This is a genomic window from Streptomyces sp. NBC_01314, from assembly GCF_041435215.1.
Lineage (GTDB): Bacteria > Actinomycetota > Actinomycetes > Streptomycetales > Streptomycetaceae > Streptomyces.
In genome coordinates this window covers 8,499,384-8,514,580 of sequence record NZ_CP108394.1, presented here as the reverse complement: position 1 = coordinate 8,514,580, position 15,197 = coordinate 8,499,384, and the positions used below count along the sequence as shown (strand labels likewise).

General features: G+C 71.7%; 13 protein-coding genes. 6 read left to right on the top strand and 7 right to left on the bottom strand.

Going from position 1 to position 15,197, the window contains the following annotated elements; all coding sequences use genetic code 11:
* The first annotated feature begins 20 nt into the window (after positions 1-20).
* Positions 21-1,508 (top strand): glutamate synthase subunit beta, encoded by a 1,488-nt coding sequence (locus tag OG622_RS37380; RefSeq protein WP_371581048.1) that lies wholly within the window; start codon positions 21-23, stop codon positions 1,506-1,508.
* 208 nt (positions 1,509-1,716) lie between these two features.
* Here the strand turns inward: OG622_RS37380 and OG622_RS37375 are convergent, their stop codons facing one another.
* The gene (locus OG622_RS37375) at positions 1,717-2,271 is read right to left on the bottom strand and encodes a carboxymuconolactone decarboxylase family protein (RefSeq protein ID WP_371584344.1); all 555 of its coding nucleotides are present in this window, start codon (positions 2,269-2,271) and stop codon (positions 1,717-1,719) included.
* A 98-nt stretch (positions 2,272-2,369) separates the two neighbouring features.
* Between OG622_RS37375 and OG622_RS37370 the strand changes: the two genes are divergently transcribed.
* A complete protein-coding gene (locus tag OG622_RS37370; protein WP_371581047.1) occupies positions 2,370-3,782 on the top strand; it encodes a PLP-dependent aminotransferase family protein in 1,413 nt (470 codons plus the stop codon).
* Complete coding sequence (locus OG622_RS37365; RefSeq protein WP_371581046.1) at positions 3,758-4,390, top strand: dual specificity protein phosphatase family protein; 633 nt, start codon at positions 3,758-3,760, stop codon at positions 4,388-4,390. The genes OG622_RS37370 and OG622_RS37365 overlap by 25 nt, the downstream gene beginning before the upstream one ends.
* A 142-nt stretch (positions 4,391-4,532) precedes the next feature.
* Here OG622_RS37365 and OG622_RS37360 read toward each other — a convergent pair whose 3' ends face one another.
* The 3 genes from OG622_RS37360 to OG622_RS37350 all read right to left on the bottom strand — a co-directional run bounded on the left by OG622_RS37360 (position 4,533) and on the right by OG622_RS37350 (position 6,576).
* Positions 4,533-5,348, bottom strand: a complete 816-nt coding sequence (locus OG622_RS37360; protein WP_371581045.1) for an SAM-dependent methyltransferase — start codon at positions 5,346-5,348, stop codon at positions 4,533-4,535.
* A gap of 79 nt (positions 5,349-5,427) precedes the next feature.
* Positions 5,428-5,706 carry a DUF397 domain-containing protein gene (locus OG622_RS37355; RefSeq protein WP_371581044.1) on the bottom strand — a complete coding sequence of 93 codons (279 nt, stop codon included), beginning with the start codon at positions 5,704-5,706 and terminating at the stop codon, positions 5,428-5,430.
* Between the two features lie 9 nt (positions 5,707-5,715).
* A complete protein-coding gene (locus OG622_RS37350; protein ID WP_371581043.1) occupies positions 5,716-6,576 on the bottom strand; it encodes a helix-turn-helix domain-containing protein in 861 nt (286 codons plus the stop codon).
* 438 nt (positions 6,577-7,014) lie between these two features.
* Between OG622_RS37350 and OG622_RS37345 the strand changes: the two genes are divergently transcribed.
* The 3 genes from OG622_RS37345 to OG622_RS37335 all read left to right on the top strand — a co-directional run bounded on the left by OG622_RS37345 (position 7,015) and on the right by OG622_RS37335 (position 10,467).
* Entirely contained in the window at positions 7,015-7,713 is a 699-nt protein-coding gene (locus tag OG622_RS37345; protein WP_371581042.1) for an ATP-binding protein, read from the top strand.
* Entirely contained in the window at positions 7,704-8,174 is a 471-nt protein-coding gene (locus OG622_RS37340) for a hypothetical protein (RefSeq protein ID WP_371581041.1), read from the top strand. The genes OG622_RS37345 and OG622_RS37340 overlap by 10 nt, the downstream gene beginning before the upstream one ends.
* Before the next feature lie 319 nt (positions 8,175-8,493).
* On the top strand, positions 8,494-10,467 hold the full coding sequence (locus OG622_RS37335) for an ABC transporter ATP-binding protein (protein WP_371581040.1): 1,974 nt from the start codon (positions 8,494-8,496) through the stop codon (positions 10,465-10,467).
* Positions 10,468-10,469: 2 nt separating this feature from the next.
* Here OG622_RS37335 and OG622_RS37330 read toward each other — a convergent pair whose 3' ends face one another.
* The 3 genes from OG622_RS37330 to OG622_RS37320 all read right to left on the bottom strand — a co-directional run bounded on the left by OG622_RS37330 (position 10,470) and on the right by OG622_RS37320 (position 14,772).
* Complete coding sequence (locus tag OG622_RS37330; protein ID WP_037693204.1) at positions 10,470-10,655, bottom strand: hypothetical protein; 186 nt, start codon at positions 10,653-10,655, stop codon at positions 10,470-10,472.
* 493 nt (positions 10,656-11,148) lie between these two features.
* Complete coding sequence (locus OG622_RS37325; RefSeq protein WP_371581039.1) at positions 11,149-12,558, bottom strand: amidohydrolase; 1,410 nt, start codon at positions 12,556-12,558, stop codon at positions 11,149-11,151.
* Positions 12,559-12,789: 231 nt separating this feature from the next.
* Positions 12,790-14,772, bottom strand: coding sequence for an FUSC family protein (locus OG622_RS37320; protein ID WP_371581038.1), 1,983 nt, complete (start codon positions 14,770-14,772; stop codon positions 12,790-12,792).
* Positions 14,773-15,197 lie beyond the last annotated feature (425 nt).

Genomic DNA, 15,197 nt, shown 5'->3' with positions numbered 1-15,197 from the left:
CATACGTGAGGGAGACGGCCATGGCCGATCCCAAGGGTTTTCTGACCACCCCGCGCGAGGAGTGGCCCCGTCGGCCCGTGGAGGAGCGGGTGCGGGACTGGGACGAGGTGTATGTCCCGGGGGCGCTTCTGCCGATCATCAGCAAGCAGGCCGACCGCTGTATGGACTGCGGTGTCCCGTTCTGCCACGACGCCTGTCCGCTGGGGAATCTGATCCCCGAGTGGAACGATCTCGTGTCGCGGGAGGACTGGCGGGCGGCGAGCGACCGGCTGCACGCCACGAACAACTTCCCCGAGTTCACCGGGCGCTTGTGTCCCGCGCCGTGCGAGGCGGGGTGTGTGCTGGCGATCAATCAGCCCGCGGTCACCATCAAGAACGTGGAGGTGGCCATCGCGGACCGGGCCTGGGAGGACGGTTTCACGCAGCCGCGTCCGCCCGACCGGCTCTCCGGGAGGACGGTCGCCGTCATCGGCTCCGGGCCCACCGGGCTGGCGGCGGCACAGCAGCTGACGCGGGCCGGGCACACGGTCGCCGTGTACGAACGGGCCGACCGGATCGGGGGGCTGCTGCGGTACGGGATCCCGGCGTTCAAGATGGAGAAGCGGCATCTGGACCGGCGGTTGGAGCAGATGCGGGCGGAGGGCACGAAATTCCGTACGTCGACCGCGGTGGGGAAGGACATCGGCGCGGCTGAGCTGCGGGCCCGGTACGACGCGGTGGTGATAGCCACGGGGGCGACGGCCTGGCGGGAACTGGATGTGCCCGGGCGGGAGTTGGGCGGGATTCATCAGGCGATGGAGTATCTGCCACTGGCCGACCGGGTGTGCGAGGGGGATCTGGCGGTGTCGCCGTTGTCGGCGGCCGGTAAGCATGTGGTGATCGTCGGGGGTGGTGACACGGGGGCGGACTGTCTGGGGACTGCGGTGCGGGAAGGGGCCGCGTCGGTGACGCAGTTGGACATCTATCCGCTGCCGGAGGCTGAGCGCGACGAGGACGTCGATCCGTGGCCGACCTATCCGAAGGTGTACCGGCTATCGGCGGCGCACGAGGAGGCGCGCGACCTCCGGTCGGCGTCGGTGGCGCACGCGGACGCGCGGCTCTTCGCGGCATCCACGCTCCGGTTCACCGGGGACGAGGCGGGGCACGTACGGGCGTTGCACCTGGTCGAGGTGGACGATCGTCGGCAGGCCCGGCCCGGTACCGGGCGGACACTGCCCGCCGATCTCGTCCTGCTCGCGCTCGGGTTCTCCGGGCCGGACCGCCACGACGGGCTCGTCGAGCAGCTGGGGCTGGCCCTCGATCCGCGCGGGACGATCACGCGGGGGCCGGACTTCGCGACCACCGTGCCCGGTGTGTACGCCGCCGGCGACGCCGCCCGTGGGCAGTCCCTCGTCGTCTGGGCCATCGCCGAGGGGCGGGCGGTGGCCGCCGCGGTCGACCACCGGCTGACCGGGACGGAGCGACTGCCGGCACCGATCGGGCCGTACGACCGCCCCATGACGGCGTGACCACTGACCGCGGGGCGGGCAGGCCACCGACCCCGGGGCAAGCCACCGACATCGGGCAGCGGCCGGGTCGGTAACCGCGGGTCGCGCCGTCGGGGTGATCTCCCCTGCGGCGGAGTGGAGTGAGCGGGGTCGGCCCGCTCTTCCGGCAGTCGGGCCGGCCGGAGCGCCGGTGGCCGGGCAGGTCGGCGCCGGGGTCGGGCCGGTCGGTTCAGCGGGTGTCCGTGCCGGCTTGCTTGGTCGTGGAGAGAGCAATGCGGTTCCACGTGTTGATCGTGAAGATCAGGGCGAGGACGTGGGCCAGTTCGGTGTCGTCGAAGTGGGTGGCGGCTTCGGCGTAGATGTCGTCGGGGACGCCACCGTCGGCGACGAGGGTGACCGCTTCGGTGAGGGCCAGAGCGGCCTGTTCGCGGGCGGTGAAGAAGTGCCGGGCCTCCCGCCAGACCGGGATCATGTGGAGCCGGTCCTCGTTCTCGCCTGCCTTGCGGGCGTCGTTGGTGTGCATGTGGAGGCAGTAGGCGCAGTGGTTGATGTGGGAGGCACGGATCTGGATCAGTTCGACCAGGGCCGGGTCGATGCCCTCGCGGGCCGCCGCGTCGAAGCCGATGAGGGCGCGGAAGGCGTTTCGGGCGGACTTCGCGAAGTCGAGGCGAGGAGACGCGGCTACGGGGCCCGCCGTGATGGTGGCGGTCCTCACATCCGTGCCGGTCCTCACATCCGTGCTGTTCCTCGCGTCCGTGCTGTGCATGGCGTCCGTGCTGTGCATGGCGTCCGTCGTGCTCGCCATGTACGTCGTGCTCGTCGTGCTCGTCGTCATGACGATGAATCTATGGGGCGGAAAGACCTGCCATAGGGTGCATTTCCATGGTGGATTCATGGGTCAATTCAGCCGAGCGGATCGGGGCCGATCTGCATCTCGAACTGTCCGGCGGGGGCGGGCGGCGGGCGGCGTTGATCCGGGCGTTGCGGGACGCGGTGCGTGGCGGTCGGCTCCCTCCCGGGACCCGGTTGCCGCCGTACCGTTCGCTCGCCGCGGACCTGGGCGTCGCGCGCAACACGGTCGCCGACGCGTACGCGGAGCTGGTCGCGGAGGGCTGGCTGACGGCACGACAGGGGTCGGGTACGCGGGTCGCCGAACGGGCCGAGCCGCTGGGCGCCCCCGCGCGCGTACCCCGGAAGGCGCCTCCACGCGCGCGTGGACCGTGGCACGATCTGCGGCAGGGCACGCCGGACGCTTCGGCGTTCCCGCGGGCCGCCTGGGCGGCGTCGTACCGCAGGGCATTGACCCAGGCACCCAACGAGGCGTTCGGGCCGGGTGATCCGGCCGGCCGCAGCGAGCTGCGAGAGGCGCTCACCGAGTATCTGGCACGCGCGCGTGGCGTGCGGACCGAGCCGTCGCGGATCGTGATCTGCTCCGGCTTCGCGCACGCGCTCCGGCTGTTGTTCCACGGCCGGGTGCTGCGGGGGCCGGTGGCCGTGGAGTCGTACGGTCTGGGCTTTCATCGTGAGCTGCTGACGGCGGCCTCCGTACGGACGGTTCCGTTGCCGCTCGACGAGGACGGTGCCCGGGTGGACGGGCTGGGCCGGGAGCGGGCCGTGCTGCTCACGCCCGCGCATCAGTTCCCGACGGGTGGGCCGCTGCATCCGGTTCGGCGTGCCGCTGTCGTGGACTGGGCACGCGCGCGTGGCGGGCTGATTCTGGAGGACGACTACGACGGGGAGTTCCGCTACGACCGCAAGCCCGTGGGTGCCGTGCAGGGGCTGGATCCCGAGCGGGTCGTGCACATCGGTTCGGTGAGCAAGAGCCTGTCTCCGGCGCTGCGGCTGGGGTGGATGGTGCTGCCGGAGCGGTACGTGGACGCCGTGCGGGAGGCCAAGGGCGAGCGGGAGGCGTGGGCGAGTGTGCCGGAGCAGTTGGCGCTCGCGGACTTCGTGGTCCGCGGGGCGTACGACCGTCATGTGCGGCGTATGCGGCAGCGGTACCGTGCACGGCGGGACCGGCTCGTCGCGGCCCTCGCCACGCATGCGCCGCACATCGAGGTCACCGGCATCTCCGCCGGGCTGCACGCCGTGCTGCGGCTGCCGCCCGGGACCGAGCGGTCCGCCGTGAAGGCGGCGGCCTGGCGGGGCGTCGCGCTCGACGGCCTTGCGGAGTTCCGGCATCCGGAGGCCACCGGGGAGGCGCCGGACGGGCTCGTCGTGGGGTACGCGACGCCCCCGGAGCACGCGTACGGAGCGGCACTGGAGGCGCTGTGCGGGGTACTGCCGCCCAGGTGAGCGGCGGGCAGCGGGCAGCGGGCAGCGGGCAGCGGGCAGCGGGCAGCGGGCAGGAGCCTACGGACCTGGTCGCCGGGAGGGGGCTCCCGGTGCGGGGCATTCACAACTTCCAGGCCGTCGGCACCGACGGCGAGCTGTGGCGCGGGGCCGTGCCCTCCCCCACCGGCTACCGGGCGCTCGCCGACCTCGGCTTCACCACGGTCGTCGACCTGCGCGCCGAGAACCTGAGCGCCGCCCAGCTCGCTCTGCCGCGCGAGGCGGGCCTCGATGTCGTACGGGTGCCGATGCGCGACGGGCAGACCCCGACGCCGGAGCAGGTGCAGCGCCTGCTCGACACCGTCTCCGCGAGCTCCGGGCCGGTGTTCGTGCACTGCGGCGCCGGCGTCGGCCGTACGGGGACGATGGCCGCGGCCTATCTCGTACGGACCGGGCAGGAGGACTCGGCCGGAGCGGTCTGGCGCAACCTGTCGGTCGGGCCGCCGTCGATCGAGCAGATCTACTACGGGCTGACGCTGGAGCAGGAGCGGGACACCGCGCAGCCGCCGTTGCCGGTGGAAGCGATGAGCCGGCTCGTCGACGCACCGCGCCGCATCTGGTCGTACCTGTAGGCGTCGGCGCGCACCACGGCTCGCCGAGCGCGCGGCTCACTGAGCGCGCACGGCGCGCGAAGGCGCGGCCCAGCGCGCGTGAGGGCGCGGCCCAGCCCCAGAAGGTCTGTGCCGCGCCCTCACGCATGCCGCCGACGAAGCTCTACGGCTTGCGCGCCACCGCGCCGTATCCCGGGATGACCCCGTCGTCCTGGCCGGGGACGGGATCGCCGAGTTCGGGGTGCCAGTGGTGGGGCACCTCGACGCCGGGGTCGACCAGTTCGAGGCCGTCGAGGAAGCGGGTGAACTCCTCGCGGGAGCGCAGGGCCAGGGTGACGCCCGCGGCCTTGAGTTTCTCCGTCGCCACCTTCGACTCCTCCGGGGTGAAGTCGGCGGTGGCGTGGGTGACGACCAGGTAGCTGCCGGAGGGCAGTTCGGACATCAGCCGCTGGACCAGGGCGTGCGCTCCGTCCTCGTCGGAGACGAAGTGCAGCAGCGCGATGAGCGAGAGCGCCACGGGCCGGCCGAAGTCCAGAACCTTCTTGGCGCCCTCGATGACGGCGTGCGGGTCGCGCACGTCGGCCTGCAGATACTCGGTGCGCCCCTCGGGCGTACCGCGCAGCAGGGCCGCCGCGTGGGCCAGCACGATGGGATCGTTGTCGCAGTACACGACGCTCGTCCCGGGGGCGACGCGCTGGGCGATCTGATGCAGGTTCGGCTCGGTCGGAATGCCGGTGCCGATGTCGAGGAACTGCCGTACGCCGTTCTCCGCGAGCCAGCGCGTGGAGCGGTGCATGAAGGCACGGTTGACCTGTGCCATGACCGGCACCCGGGGGTCGAGGGCCAGCATCTGCCTGCCCATGGCCTCGTCGACGGGGTAGTTGTCCTTGCCGCCGAGATACCAGTCGTACATTCGTGCGGGATGAGGTCTGCTCGTGTCGATCTCGACGGGGGGACGCCCGCTCATGACGAACTCCATGGGAATGTGCGGCAGTAGATGATCAACTCAGGGCCAACATAGGGTCATTGACTGAACAACAGGGAGTGCGCAACAGGCCTCAGGACAGGAGGAAGTCAGCCACCCCAGCCTTGGCGCCCTGGATGAAGGCGTTCATCTCGGCGGGCGTGTAGATCAGCGCCGGTCCGTCGGGGTCGGTGGACTGCCGTACGGCGATTCGGCCGTCGGCGAGCTTCATGGCCTCCAGGCAGTTGCCGCCGTTGCCTCCGCTCCAGGGCTTGTGCCAGCCCTCGCTGCCGAGCTCCCGGGCGGGCATGCCGTTGTAGACGCGTGTGTGCGACTGCTTGCGCGTGCGCGACTGCGACTTGATGAGTTCCATTCGGTGTCTTCAGAGCTCCTTGCGGAGATCCCGGAGGATCTCCTTCGTGCGTTGTGCAGTGGCGGCCTGCGCCGCCATGCGGTCCATGACCTCGAGGTGGGTCGCCACCTCGGAGCGGTCGTCCAGGTAGACGGCGCCGGTCAGGTACTCGCTGTAGACCATGTCCGGAAGTTCGGGCATGGCGAAACGGAACAGGACGAAGGGCCCGTACGTGCCGGGGTGCGGTCCTGTGTCGAAGGAAGCGACCTGGAGGGTCACTCGGGTCAGTTCCATGGCCTCCAGCAGTCGGTCGATCTGGGTACGCATGACCGCCGGCCCCCCGACGAACCGGCGCAGGGCGGTCTCGTCCATCACGAACCACAGCCGGGGCGCGTCCTCACGGGTGAGCAGTTCCTGCCGTTGCATGCGCAGGGCGACATGGCGCTCGATGTCCTCGGGCTTGGTCTGGCCGATGGCGCCCGAGGTCATGACGCCACGCGCGTAGTCCTCGGTCTGCAGCAGGCCGGGGACGAAGTGGGGGTCGTAGCCGCGGATCAGGCCGGCCGCGCCCTCCAGGCTGACGTACATCGAGAACCAGCCCGGCAGGATGTCGTGGTAGCGCTGCCACCAGCCGGGTTTGTTGGCGTCCTCGGCGAGCCGGACGAAGGTCGCGGCCTCCTCGTCGCCGACACCGTACGCCTTCAGCAGGAGCTGGAGGTAGGGAATCTTGAGGGCGACCTCGGCGGTCTCCATACGGCGGACCGTGGCGGCGGCGACGTGCAGGATGCGCCCGGCCTCCTCGCGCCGGATGCCCGCGCGCTCGCGCAGGTCCAGCAGACGCCGGCCGAGAACGACCTGGCCGACCGTCGGCGCGGACCGCGGCTCGCTCATCTCGCCCCTCTCTCCTCTGACTCGGCGCTGACCTGCGTCGAATTCCGGGCCGGCCGGTCCCGACAGCCCGGCGGCGCCGTTCGGAGGCCTCGCGCGCCGCGCATGTCCGTGTACACAAACGAACACTGTGCGTGCTTAAGAACGTTGTGCGAGGGATTTCCAACTGGCGCCGCTACACGTGCTGTTGCGTGCAGTGTGCCATGACCGTTCAGAGAGTCATACGGCACTCTGCAATTTCCAGAGTGACACTTGCCAAGTGTTCACGGCGGGGCGATAGTGGCAAGCGTGATTCCGCCCCCTGCGCCGTTAGGAACAGACGCCGCCGGAGACCGTGTCGGTCCCGGTCCGGCCGCCGGGGCGCGCCCCGAGACAATCGCCGAGCGCCGGTTTCGATTCGAGCTGGCCGCGCACCCGGGCGCCGTGGCCCAGGCCCGGCGTGTGACCCGTACCCAGCTCACCGGCTGGGCCCTCTGCGAGGACACCTGCGACACGGCCGCGCTGGTCGTGTCCGAGCTGGTGACCAACGCGATCGTGCACACCGCGAGCACCCAGATCGTCTGCGAGCTGCACGATGGCGACGAGCTGGTGCGCATAGCGGTACGGGACGAGGGCTGCGCTCCGGGTGAGCCGCATCCCTCGCCGCAGCGGCCCGAGGAGGAACACGGGAGAGGACTGCTCCTCATAGAGTCCCTCTGCCGCTCCTGGGGAGCGCAGCCGGTGGGCTTGGGGCTCCTGGTGTGGGCGGACGTGCCGCGTGGGCTCCTCGCCGGCGCGGTCTCCCCCGATTCGGGCGCGAGCACGGTCATGGTCACCGGTATGGCGACGAGCGCGGACACGGCGGCCCGGTCCGATCTGGGCTGGGGCGCGAAGAAGCCGCCGGCTGAGAACCGCGAAGGCGACGCAGAGGCGTTCCGCTTCGCGGGTGCCGAGGGTCGTGCGGGTACCGAGGTCCGCATAGGTACCGAAGTCCGCATAGGTACCGAAGTCCGTAGAGGTACCGAAGTCCGTAGAGGTACCGAGGTGCGCAGAAGTATTGACGGCCGTGCGGTGGCCGGGGGCCGTGCGGGTGCGGAGTGTCGTACGGAAGTCGAAGTCCGGCCGGAAGTCGGACGGCGGACGGGGGCCGAATGGGTGTGAGCGCGTCGATCGGTCCCGCTCGGCCCCCCGGTGGGGGCAGAGTGGCCCGTGTGGTGAGCCTCGACACCCTGACCCGTATGCGCCGCGCCCAGCGTCCCGCGGCGACGCCCCGCCCCATTCCCCTGCCCGATGGCATGACCGCGCCCATGGGCTGCGACGCGGTTGCCGTCCCGGCCCGCTTCGGGCCGATGGTCCTGCCCCGGCTGCCCCGCGTGGGCTGTGTCTACGCCGACAAGGCGCACTGGTGGTGGATCGTGCCGGCCGACTCCGACTACGCCCTGGAGTGGCCGGCTCCGGTGCGCTACACCACCGGAGCGCTGGTCTCCGACGGTTCGGCCGTTCCCGGGCTGATCCTGCGGCCGGAGGGCGCCATTCCCTACACGCCGCCGATACCGCTGTACCTGGCGTTGTGCCGGGTCACTGGGACCACGCCCTCGTGGTCTCGGACGATGACCGCGTAGGGCTCTGCCGGTTGGCCGCGTTACGCGTCGGTGGATTCGCGGTCGGTGGATACGCAGCCGCGGGTCCACGGGGGCTGACGCGCGGTTCCCCGCGCTCCTGTGAAGGATGGCGCCTTCTGAAGCAAGGCGCCATCCGAAGGAAAAGGGGTTCTGAAGGAAAGGGTCTTCGGCCCTTCCTTCACATCCCGGCGTACTCCCTTCTGCCTCTTCGCGCCCCGCGTGCTCCGGGTGAGTGGGGGTCTCGTCGTCGTGCGCTCTGGTCGGGGGCGGGGTGCGCCGGGATAGTGGCCTGTCGGCGACGACTCGGGGGAGGCCATGGGTGGGGAAGGCGCGTGATGGGGGCAAGCCGGAGACGTCGGAGTCGGAGCTGCTGCTGTTCGGGGGGCCGCTGCGGTACGACATGGGCTGGTCGCAGCATGCCAACGCGTTTCTGGAGCTGAATTTCCGAGCGATGGTGCGGCGGCTGCCGTCGCTGCTCGCGTCGAGTTTCCGGCTGGCCTGGCAGGCGGACCGGCGGGCCGCCCGGACCGTACTGGCCGCCGAGACGGGCCGCGGTCTCGCCCAGGCCGTGAGCCTCTTCGCGGTGAACACGATCCTGGCCCGGCTGATCGCGGACGGCACGGTCGAGGAGCGGTTACGGGGAGCCGCCCCCGCACTCCTCACCATCGCGGCCGTGATGCTGGTGTCCAGCCTGCTGCGAGCCGCGTCGACGTACGCCACGGGCCGGCTGGAGCCGAAGGTGGAGCGCGTCGCGACCGAGCTGTATCTGGAGCGGGCGGCGGCTGTCGAGCTGTCCGCGATCGAGGACGACGGCTTCCACAAGCTGCTGGACACCGCGAAGTACGGCGCCCAGTCGGCGCGCCGGATGATCAGCTACTCGGCGCGCGTGGTGAACGCGTTGATCTCTCTGACCGCGGCGGCCGGTGTGCTGACCGTGCTGCACCCGGCCCTCCTCCCGCTCCTCGTCACCATGACCCTGCCGAGCGCCTGGAGCGCCCTGACGATCGCCCGCCGCCGCTACACGTCCTTCCACGCCTGGGTGCAGCACGCGCGCGCGGGATATCTGATCGGCTCCCTGCTGATCGAGCCGGAGGCGGCTCCGGAGATCCGGGTGCACGGCGTCGGCCCGTTCCTGCTGCGCCACTTCCGCTCCATGTCGGAGACGGCGGAGGCCGAGCAGGCGCGCCTTGCCCGGCTGGCGGCCCGTACAGGCCTGTACGCGGCCGTGTGGACCGGGCTGGCGACCGTGGCGACGTACGCGACGCTGGGCGGTCTGCTGCTCACCGGCGCGATGGCGCTGTCCGTGGCGGGTACGGCGGTCATCGCGGTCCGCACCGGCTCCGCCAGCCTCGACACGCTGGTCCTGGAGGTGAACTCCCTCCACGAGGAGGCCCTGTTCGTGGGCGACATGCAGCGCCTGTACGTGGAGGCCGCCAAGCGTGCCATCCCGGAGGGCGGTGATCCGCTGCCCGAGGACCCGCGGGAGATCCGGGTGGAGAACCTGACCTTCACCTACCCGGGCAAGGCCACCCGGCCCGCGCTCAGCGATGTCACCCTGACCGTGCCGCTGGGCAAGATCGTGGCGCTCGTCGGCGAGAACGGCTCGGGCAAGACGACCCTGGTCAAGCTGCTCGCCGGGCTGTACACGCCCGACGAGGGCAAGATCATGTGGGACGGCGTGGACGCGGCGGGCGCCGACCGGCGACAGCTGGCCGAGCGCATCGCGATGGTCGCGCAGGACTTCAAGCGGTGGCCCTTCACGGCTCGCGTCAACATGGCGATCGGGCGTCCCTCGGCGCCAATGACCGAGGAGCGGCTCACCGCGTCCGTCGCGGAGGCCGGGGCGCAGGCCGTGGTGGAGGATCTGCCACGCGGCCTCGACACGCTTCTGGGCAAGGGGTTCAGCGGCGGGCACGAGCTGTCGGGCGGGCAGTGGCAGCGCCTGGGGATCGCGCGAGCAGCGTACCGGCGGGGGCGCATCCTGATCGTGGACGAGCCGACAGCGGCCCTGGACGCCCGCGCCGAGTTGGAGGTCTTCGAGAAGATCCGCGCCCTGGCGGGCACCGGTCAGACGGTCGTCCTGATCACGCACCGGCTGGCGTCGGTGCGCCACGCCGACCTCGTGCACGTCCTCGACCAGGGCCGCCTCGTGGAGTCCGGCACTCCGGACGAACTGCTGGCCACGGGCGGGGTGTACGCGGAGCTGTATTCGCTCCAGGCGGAGCAGTTCGCGGCGAAGGTGCCGACGGGGCAGGCTTCCGCGGCGAAGGTGCCCGCCCCGAAGGCGGGGTGAGGTCAGGCCGACGCGGTCACGGCGGTGTCGGCGCCGCGCACGATGACCAGGAACATGTCCGTCGCGATGTCCATCACGACCTCGGCCTGCTGCCCCTCGAGGCGGGCCGCGTGCGCCAATTCCTCCGCCGGCCACGAGCCGCGCGGCCCACCGGCGGGAAAGCGCCCCAGCACCGTTCGCCCGTTCACCCTGCACCTCCATGTCGCGCTGTACCCGTAGCCCGTGATCCGCAGCTGGGCAGCTTGTAGATTTAAACGCCAACCATGGGGTGAACGGCTCGCGAAGTGACGGTACTGAGACGTAGTTGACACGAGGTCAACGGCGGATCGTGAGGTACCTCTCAGAAATCACACATTTCGGTGACTCTGTGTACCGACTCTTGCACTATTTGTCACTCCTCGTACTCGTCCGTGGAGCCGAGCCTTCGCTCGACGACGCCATGGCCACGGTCAAGGTCAAGGTGGAAAGCGTTGCCGTACGACGAGTACCAGGGCGCCGTGCATCCCATGCGTGCCTCGAAGGGGACGTCGCGTGTGCGGCGCCCGCGACTCGGACGGCGAACATGAAGCGCTGCACGGTCAGTTGACGGCGTTCCTGGCAGAGGTCCAGCAGCTTCGTCGCTCGGCGTTCAGGACGTCCCGCGCGCGTGAGGGTCTTCTCCTTGAGCTGCGGTTTCTTCGCTCAGCGGGGCGGCTTGTCGTAGTCCTGGATGCGGTTGCCGTGGCTGCGGTCGGTGAGCGCGGCCAGGCGGTCCGTGAGTTCCCGAGCGGTCCCGGGCACGTCGACGGTGAGCAGCTCGCGGTCGCGCATCAGGACACGGCCGTCGACGATCGTGGTGCGAACGTCGGCGGAGCGGGCGCTGTGTACCAGGGTGGCGGCGAGGTCGTGCACCGGCTGGGTGTGCGGGCCGCTGAGGTCGACGAGGACGATGTCGGCGCGCCGGCCGGGGGCGAGGCTGCCGATCCGCTCCCCCAGCCCGACGGCCCGGGCGCTCTGCAGGGTCGCGTGGTGCAGGGCCTGGCGTGAGGTCAGCCAGCGCGGGTCGCCCTCGGTGGACTTCTGCACGAGCGCGGTGAGGGCCATGGCCTCCCACACATCGAGGGAGTTGTTGGAGGCCGCCCCGTCCGTGGCGAGCCCGACGGGGATGCCGATACGGCGCAGGGCACGCACCGGGGTCGTGGGCCAGGCGAACTTCAGATAGCCGCGGGGCGCGGTGGCGACGGCCACCGGCCCGGTCGCCCGCTCCAGAACCGGCAGGTCACGCTCGACGATCCCGGTGCCGTGCGCGATGAGCACACCCGCGTCGACGCCGAGCAGGCCGGTGCGCTCCAAAATCTCGATGGGCGTGACGCCGTGCCGGGCGAGGCTGTTGTCGGTCTGATCGCGGCTCTCCGAGGCGTGCAGATGCACCGGGAGGTTGTGCTCGCGGGCGAGTTCGGCGGTCACAGCGAGGTCGGCGCCCTCGACCGTGTAGGGGGCGTGCGGGGCGAGCACGGTGGTGATACGACCGCCGGCCGCGCCCCGGTGCCGCAGCGCGAACTCCAGGGACTTCTCACGGCCTTCGGGCCCCTGCGAGGAGAAGAAGGCCTCGCCCAGGTGCGCCCGCATCCCCGTCTCCTCGACCACGGCGGCGACCGTGTCCATCGAGAAGTAGTGGTCGGCGAAGCACGTCACCCCGCCCCGGATCATCTCCGCGCAGGCCAGCCGGGCCCCCAACTCGACGTCCCGCGCCGTCAGGTTGGACTCGACGGGCCAGATGACGTCGTTGAACCACTCCTCCGCCGGCATGTCCTCCGCGATGCCGCGCAGCGCCACCATCGGCGCGTGCGTATGGCAGTTGATCAGCCCCGGCATCGCGACCTGGCCGCGCGCGTCGATCCGTTCCGCCGTCGTGACCGGAGCCGTCTCCTCCGCCGGCCCGATGCTCGCGATCACCCCTTCCCGTACGACGATCGCGGCGTCCTCGACGAAGGTGATCCCCTCGTGCTCGTCGTGGACGAGAGCGGTGCAGCCGGTGATGACGAGATCGGCGGGAGCCGGGGACGAGGTCGTGGGGCGGGGCGGCGGGGACGGAGACGGAGACGGCGTCATGTGGCCACGGTACGACCGGGGCGTGCTCGGGAGGGATGCGAACCGGGCACCCGTGGGTGGAGGCGTGGGATTCGGCCGTGTCCGCCCGCGCACCACCGGGCCTGCGCGGGCGCACAAGGGGAGCTGCGCAGGCGCACAAGTGGGGGCTCACGAGCGCCTGCTCACGAACGCGTACTCACGAGCGCCTGCTCACGAGCGCGTGCTCACGAGCGCGTGCTCACGAGCGCGTGCTCAAGCGCTCAGGCCCTGCCTCGGCGGTACGTCGGCCAGGTCCGGGGCGTCGGGGAGGCTGATGCCGGCGTGCCTCTGGTGGCGTGCGAGTTCGTCGAGGAGTGCGGTGAGCCGCTCGGTGTGGTGGCGGCTCAGGCGTCCGGTGTCGTCGAGGTGCACGGCGCAGGCGGTGGTGGTGTCGACCAGTCGTTCAAGGATGGCGGCGACCTCGTCGGTGCCTTCGGTGTGCCGGGCCAGGGCGGGCAGTTCGGCTTCGGAGAGGGCGATCGCGGCGCGGGCCCGGGCGAGCGTGCGGTAGGCCTCGCGGCGCAGGGTCCAGCGGGCGGCCCGCTCGTCGGCCTCACCCGGCAGGGCGGCCCCGACGGACACGGTGACGCCGTTGGGGGTGGACGCGCCGCGCGACAGGCCCGTCCCGTTCGCTCCGGAGCCGGCGCCCGGCGCGCACGGCTCGTTCAGGACGTGCACGAGGTAGGCGTGCGCCGCTGTGCCCGCTTCGGTGAGCCGGGCGCGTACGCCCCCGCCTCGCTGCCCCTTCGGTATCGGCAGGTGGCCGACGATCAGGACGATGGCGCAGGCCAGAAGCGTTTCGGCGATGCGGCTCCAGGAGGCCTGAGGGTCGCCGCCGACCATGACGAGGGCGAGGACGAGGACGGTGACGACGGCGGTCTGCGCGGCGAAGTGCCGCGTGGCGACGGGTATCAGCGCCCCGCTGACCGCGACGAGCGCGATGAGACCTTCCGGCCGGGGCAGTACGGCGGCGAACCCGGCGAAGAGCACCGCGCCGAGCACGGTTCCCGCGGCCCGGCACAGCACCCGGGACACCAGCGGCCCCAGGTCGGGCTTGACCAGGAAGACGGCGGTCGCGGGCAGCCAGTACCAGTGCTCGTGGTGCAGCGCTTGTGCCACGGCCGCGGCGGCGCCGAAGGACAGGGCGACCCGCAGCCCGTACTCACGTCCCCCGGACCCGAGGCCGAGCCGGACGAGCGACCCGAGGCTACGGCGGCGGGTGTGCAGTTCGTGTGCGTCGCCGCCCCGGTCGAAGGTCTCGGCGGCGCGCAGGAGCGCGTCGTCGAGGGCGCGCAGCGCCGGCGCCGAGCGGGAGGGCGCGGGCAACGGACCGGTGGCGGTGTTGCCGCGCACGGCCGCGGCGAGCCGCCGGGGCCCTTCGGAGGCCCGGCCGACGACGGCGTCCCCGGCCCAGGCCAGCGCGGTCGCCGCCTCGGCCAGGGGCAGCGCGGCGGTGTACTGGGCGTGCAGCCGTCGCTCGGCCGACGAACTGGCGTACCGCCGCAGCCGGGGTCCGGCGAGCGCGTCCTGGGCATGGTCGAGGGTGGCGGTCAGCGCGGCTCGCCTGGCGATCGCGTCCGGGGTGCCGACGGCGTCCAGTAGCCCGGCGATCGCGTCGTAGACGGCGGCGACGGCGTCCCGTTCCCCGTCGAAGCGGTAGTCACCGGCGGTGAGGACCGCGGGCGTGGGTAGGGCCAGGCGCAGTGCGAGCAGCCATCCGGCGCCGACGAGGTAGGCGAGCGCCCGCTCCCATCCCGGTTCCGGCAAGGGCATTCCGGCCCCGATGGCGGCCGCGACCAGCAGTTGCGTGCCCGCTCCGGACGCCACGAGTCCGACCGCGCTCATACCGCCGGCGAGCAGCCCGAGCGCGGTGAGCAGCAGGGTGAGGACGACGGCGCCGGCGTACTGCCCGGCGTACGTTCCGGCGAGCATCCCCACGGCCCCGGCGAGCGCGGGCACCCCGAGCCGCTGCACGGCGACGCGTCGGCTCCCGGGGCGGTCGTTGATCCCGGCGAGCATGGCGCCGAGCGCCGCGAGGACTCCGACGGAGGGCCGCCCCAGCAGCACGGCCACGAGCAGCAGTGGCCCACCGGCCAACGCCCCTCGCACCACCGCGTTCCAGGGCACCGGTCCCCTCTGCGCACGCAGAGCATGGGCGAGCCAGGGCGGCAGGGCTGGGGCAGCGGGGCGGGACACGGGGCTCCTGTCGTCGGGTGAGGGCGGGGTGTGCCTTCGGGCGACGGCGGCCGGGGCGTTGGCGGTGGCGGTGTCAGCGGCGACGGTTGATGCGCCGACCGATGGCATCGGATGCTGGCTGCTCTCCACCGTAGGGCCCGGACCCGGAGATTCTGGAACGCTCGTATTACCGCGATGTGACGATCCCTGTAGAAGCCATGTTCTTTATGAACGCAACCAGGGAGCGCACGCGTACGGCAGGACGGAAAGGCACGCGAGCCAGGGTGCAAAGGCGACCGCGAGTCATTTCGGAAGGGCGCGCGAGTCATGCCCGTGAAGGGACGTGAGTCATCCCTTAAGGGTGGCGCGAGTCATGCCGGGAAAAAGGTGGGCCCGAGGGCGTAGCCGGCCCCCGGGCCCTGATATGCCGCCCATTGGGCACGCCG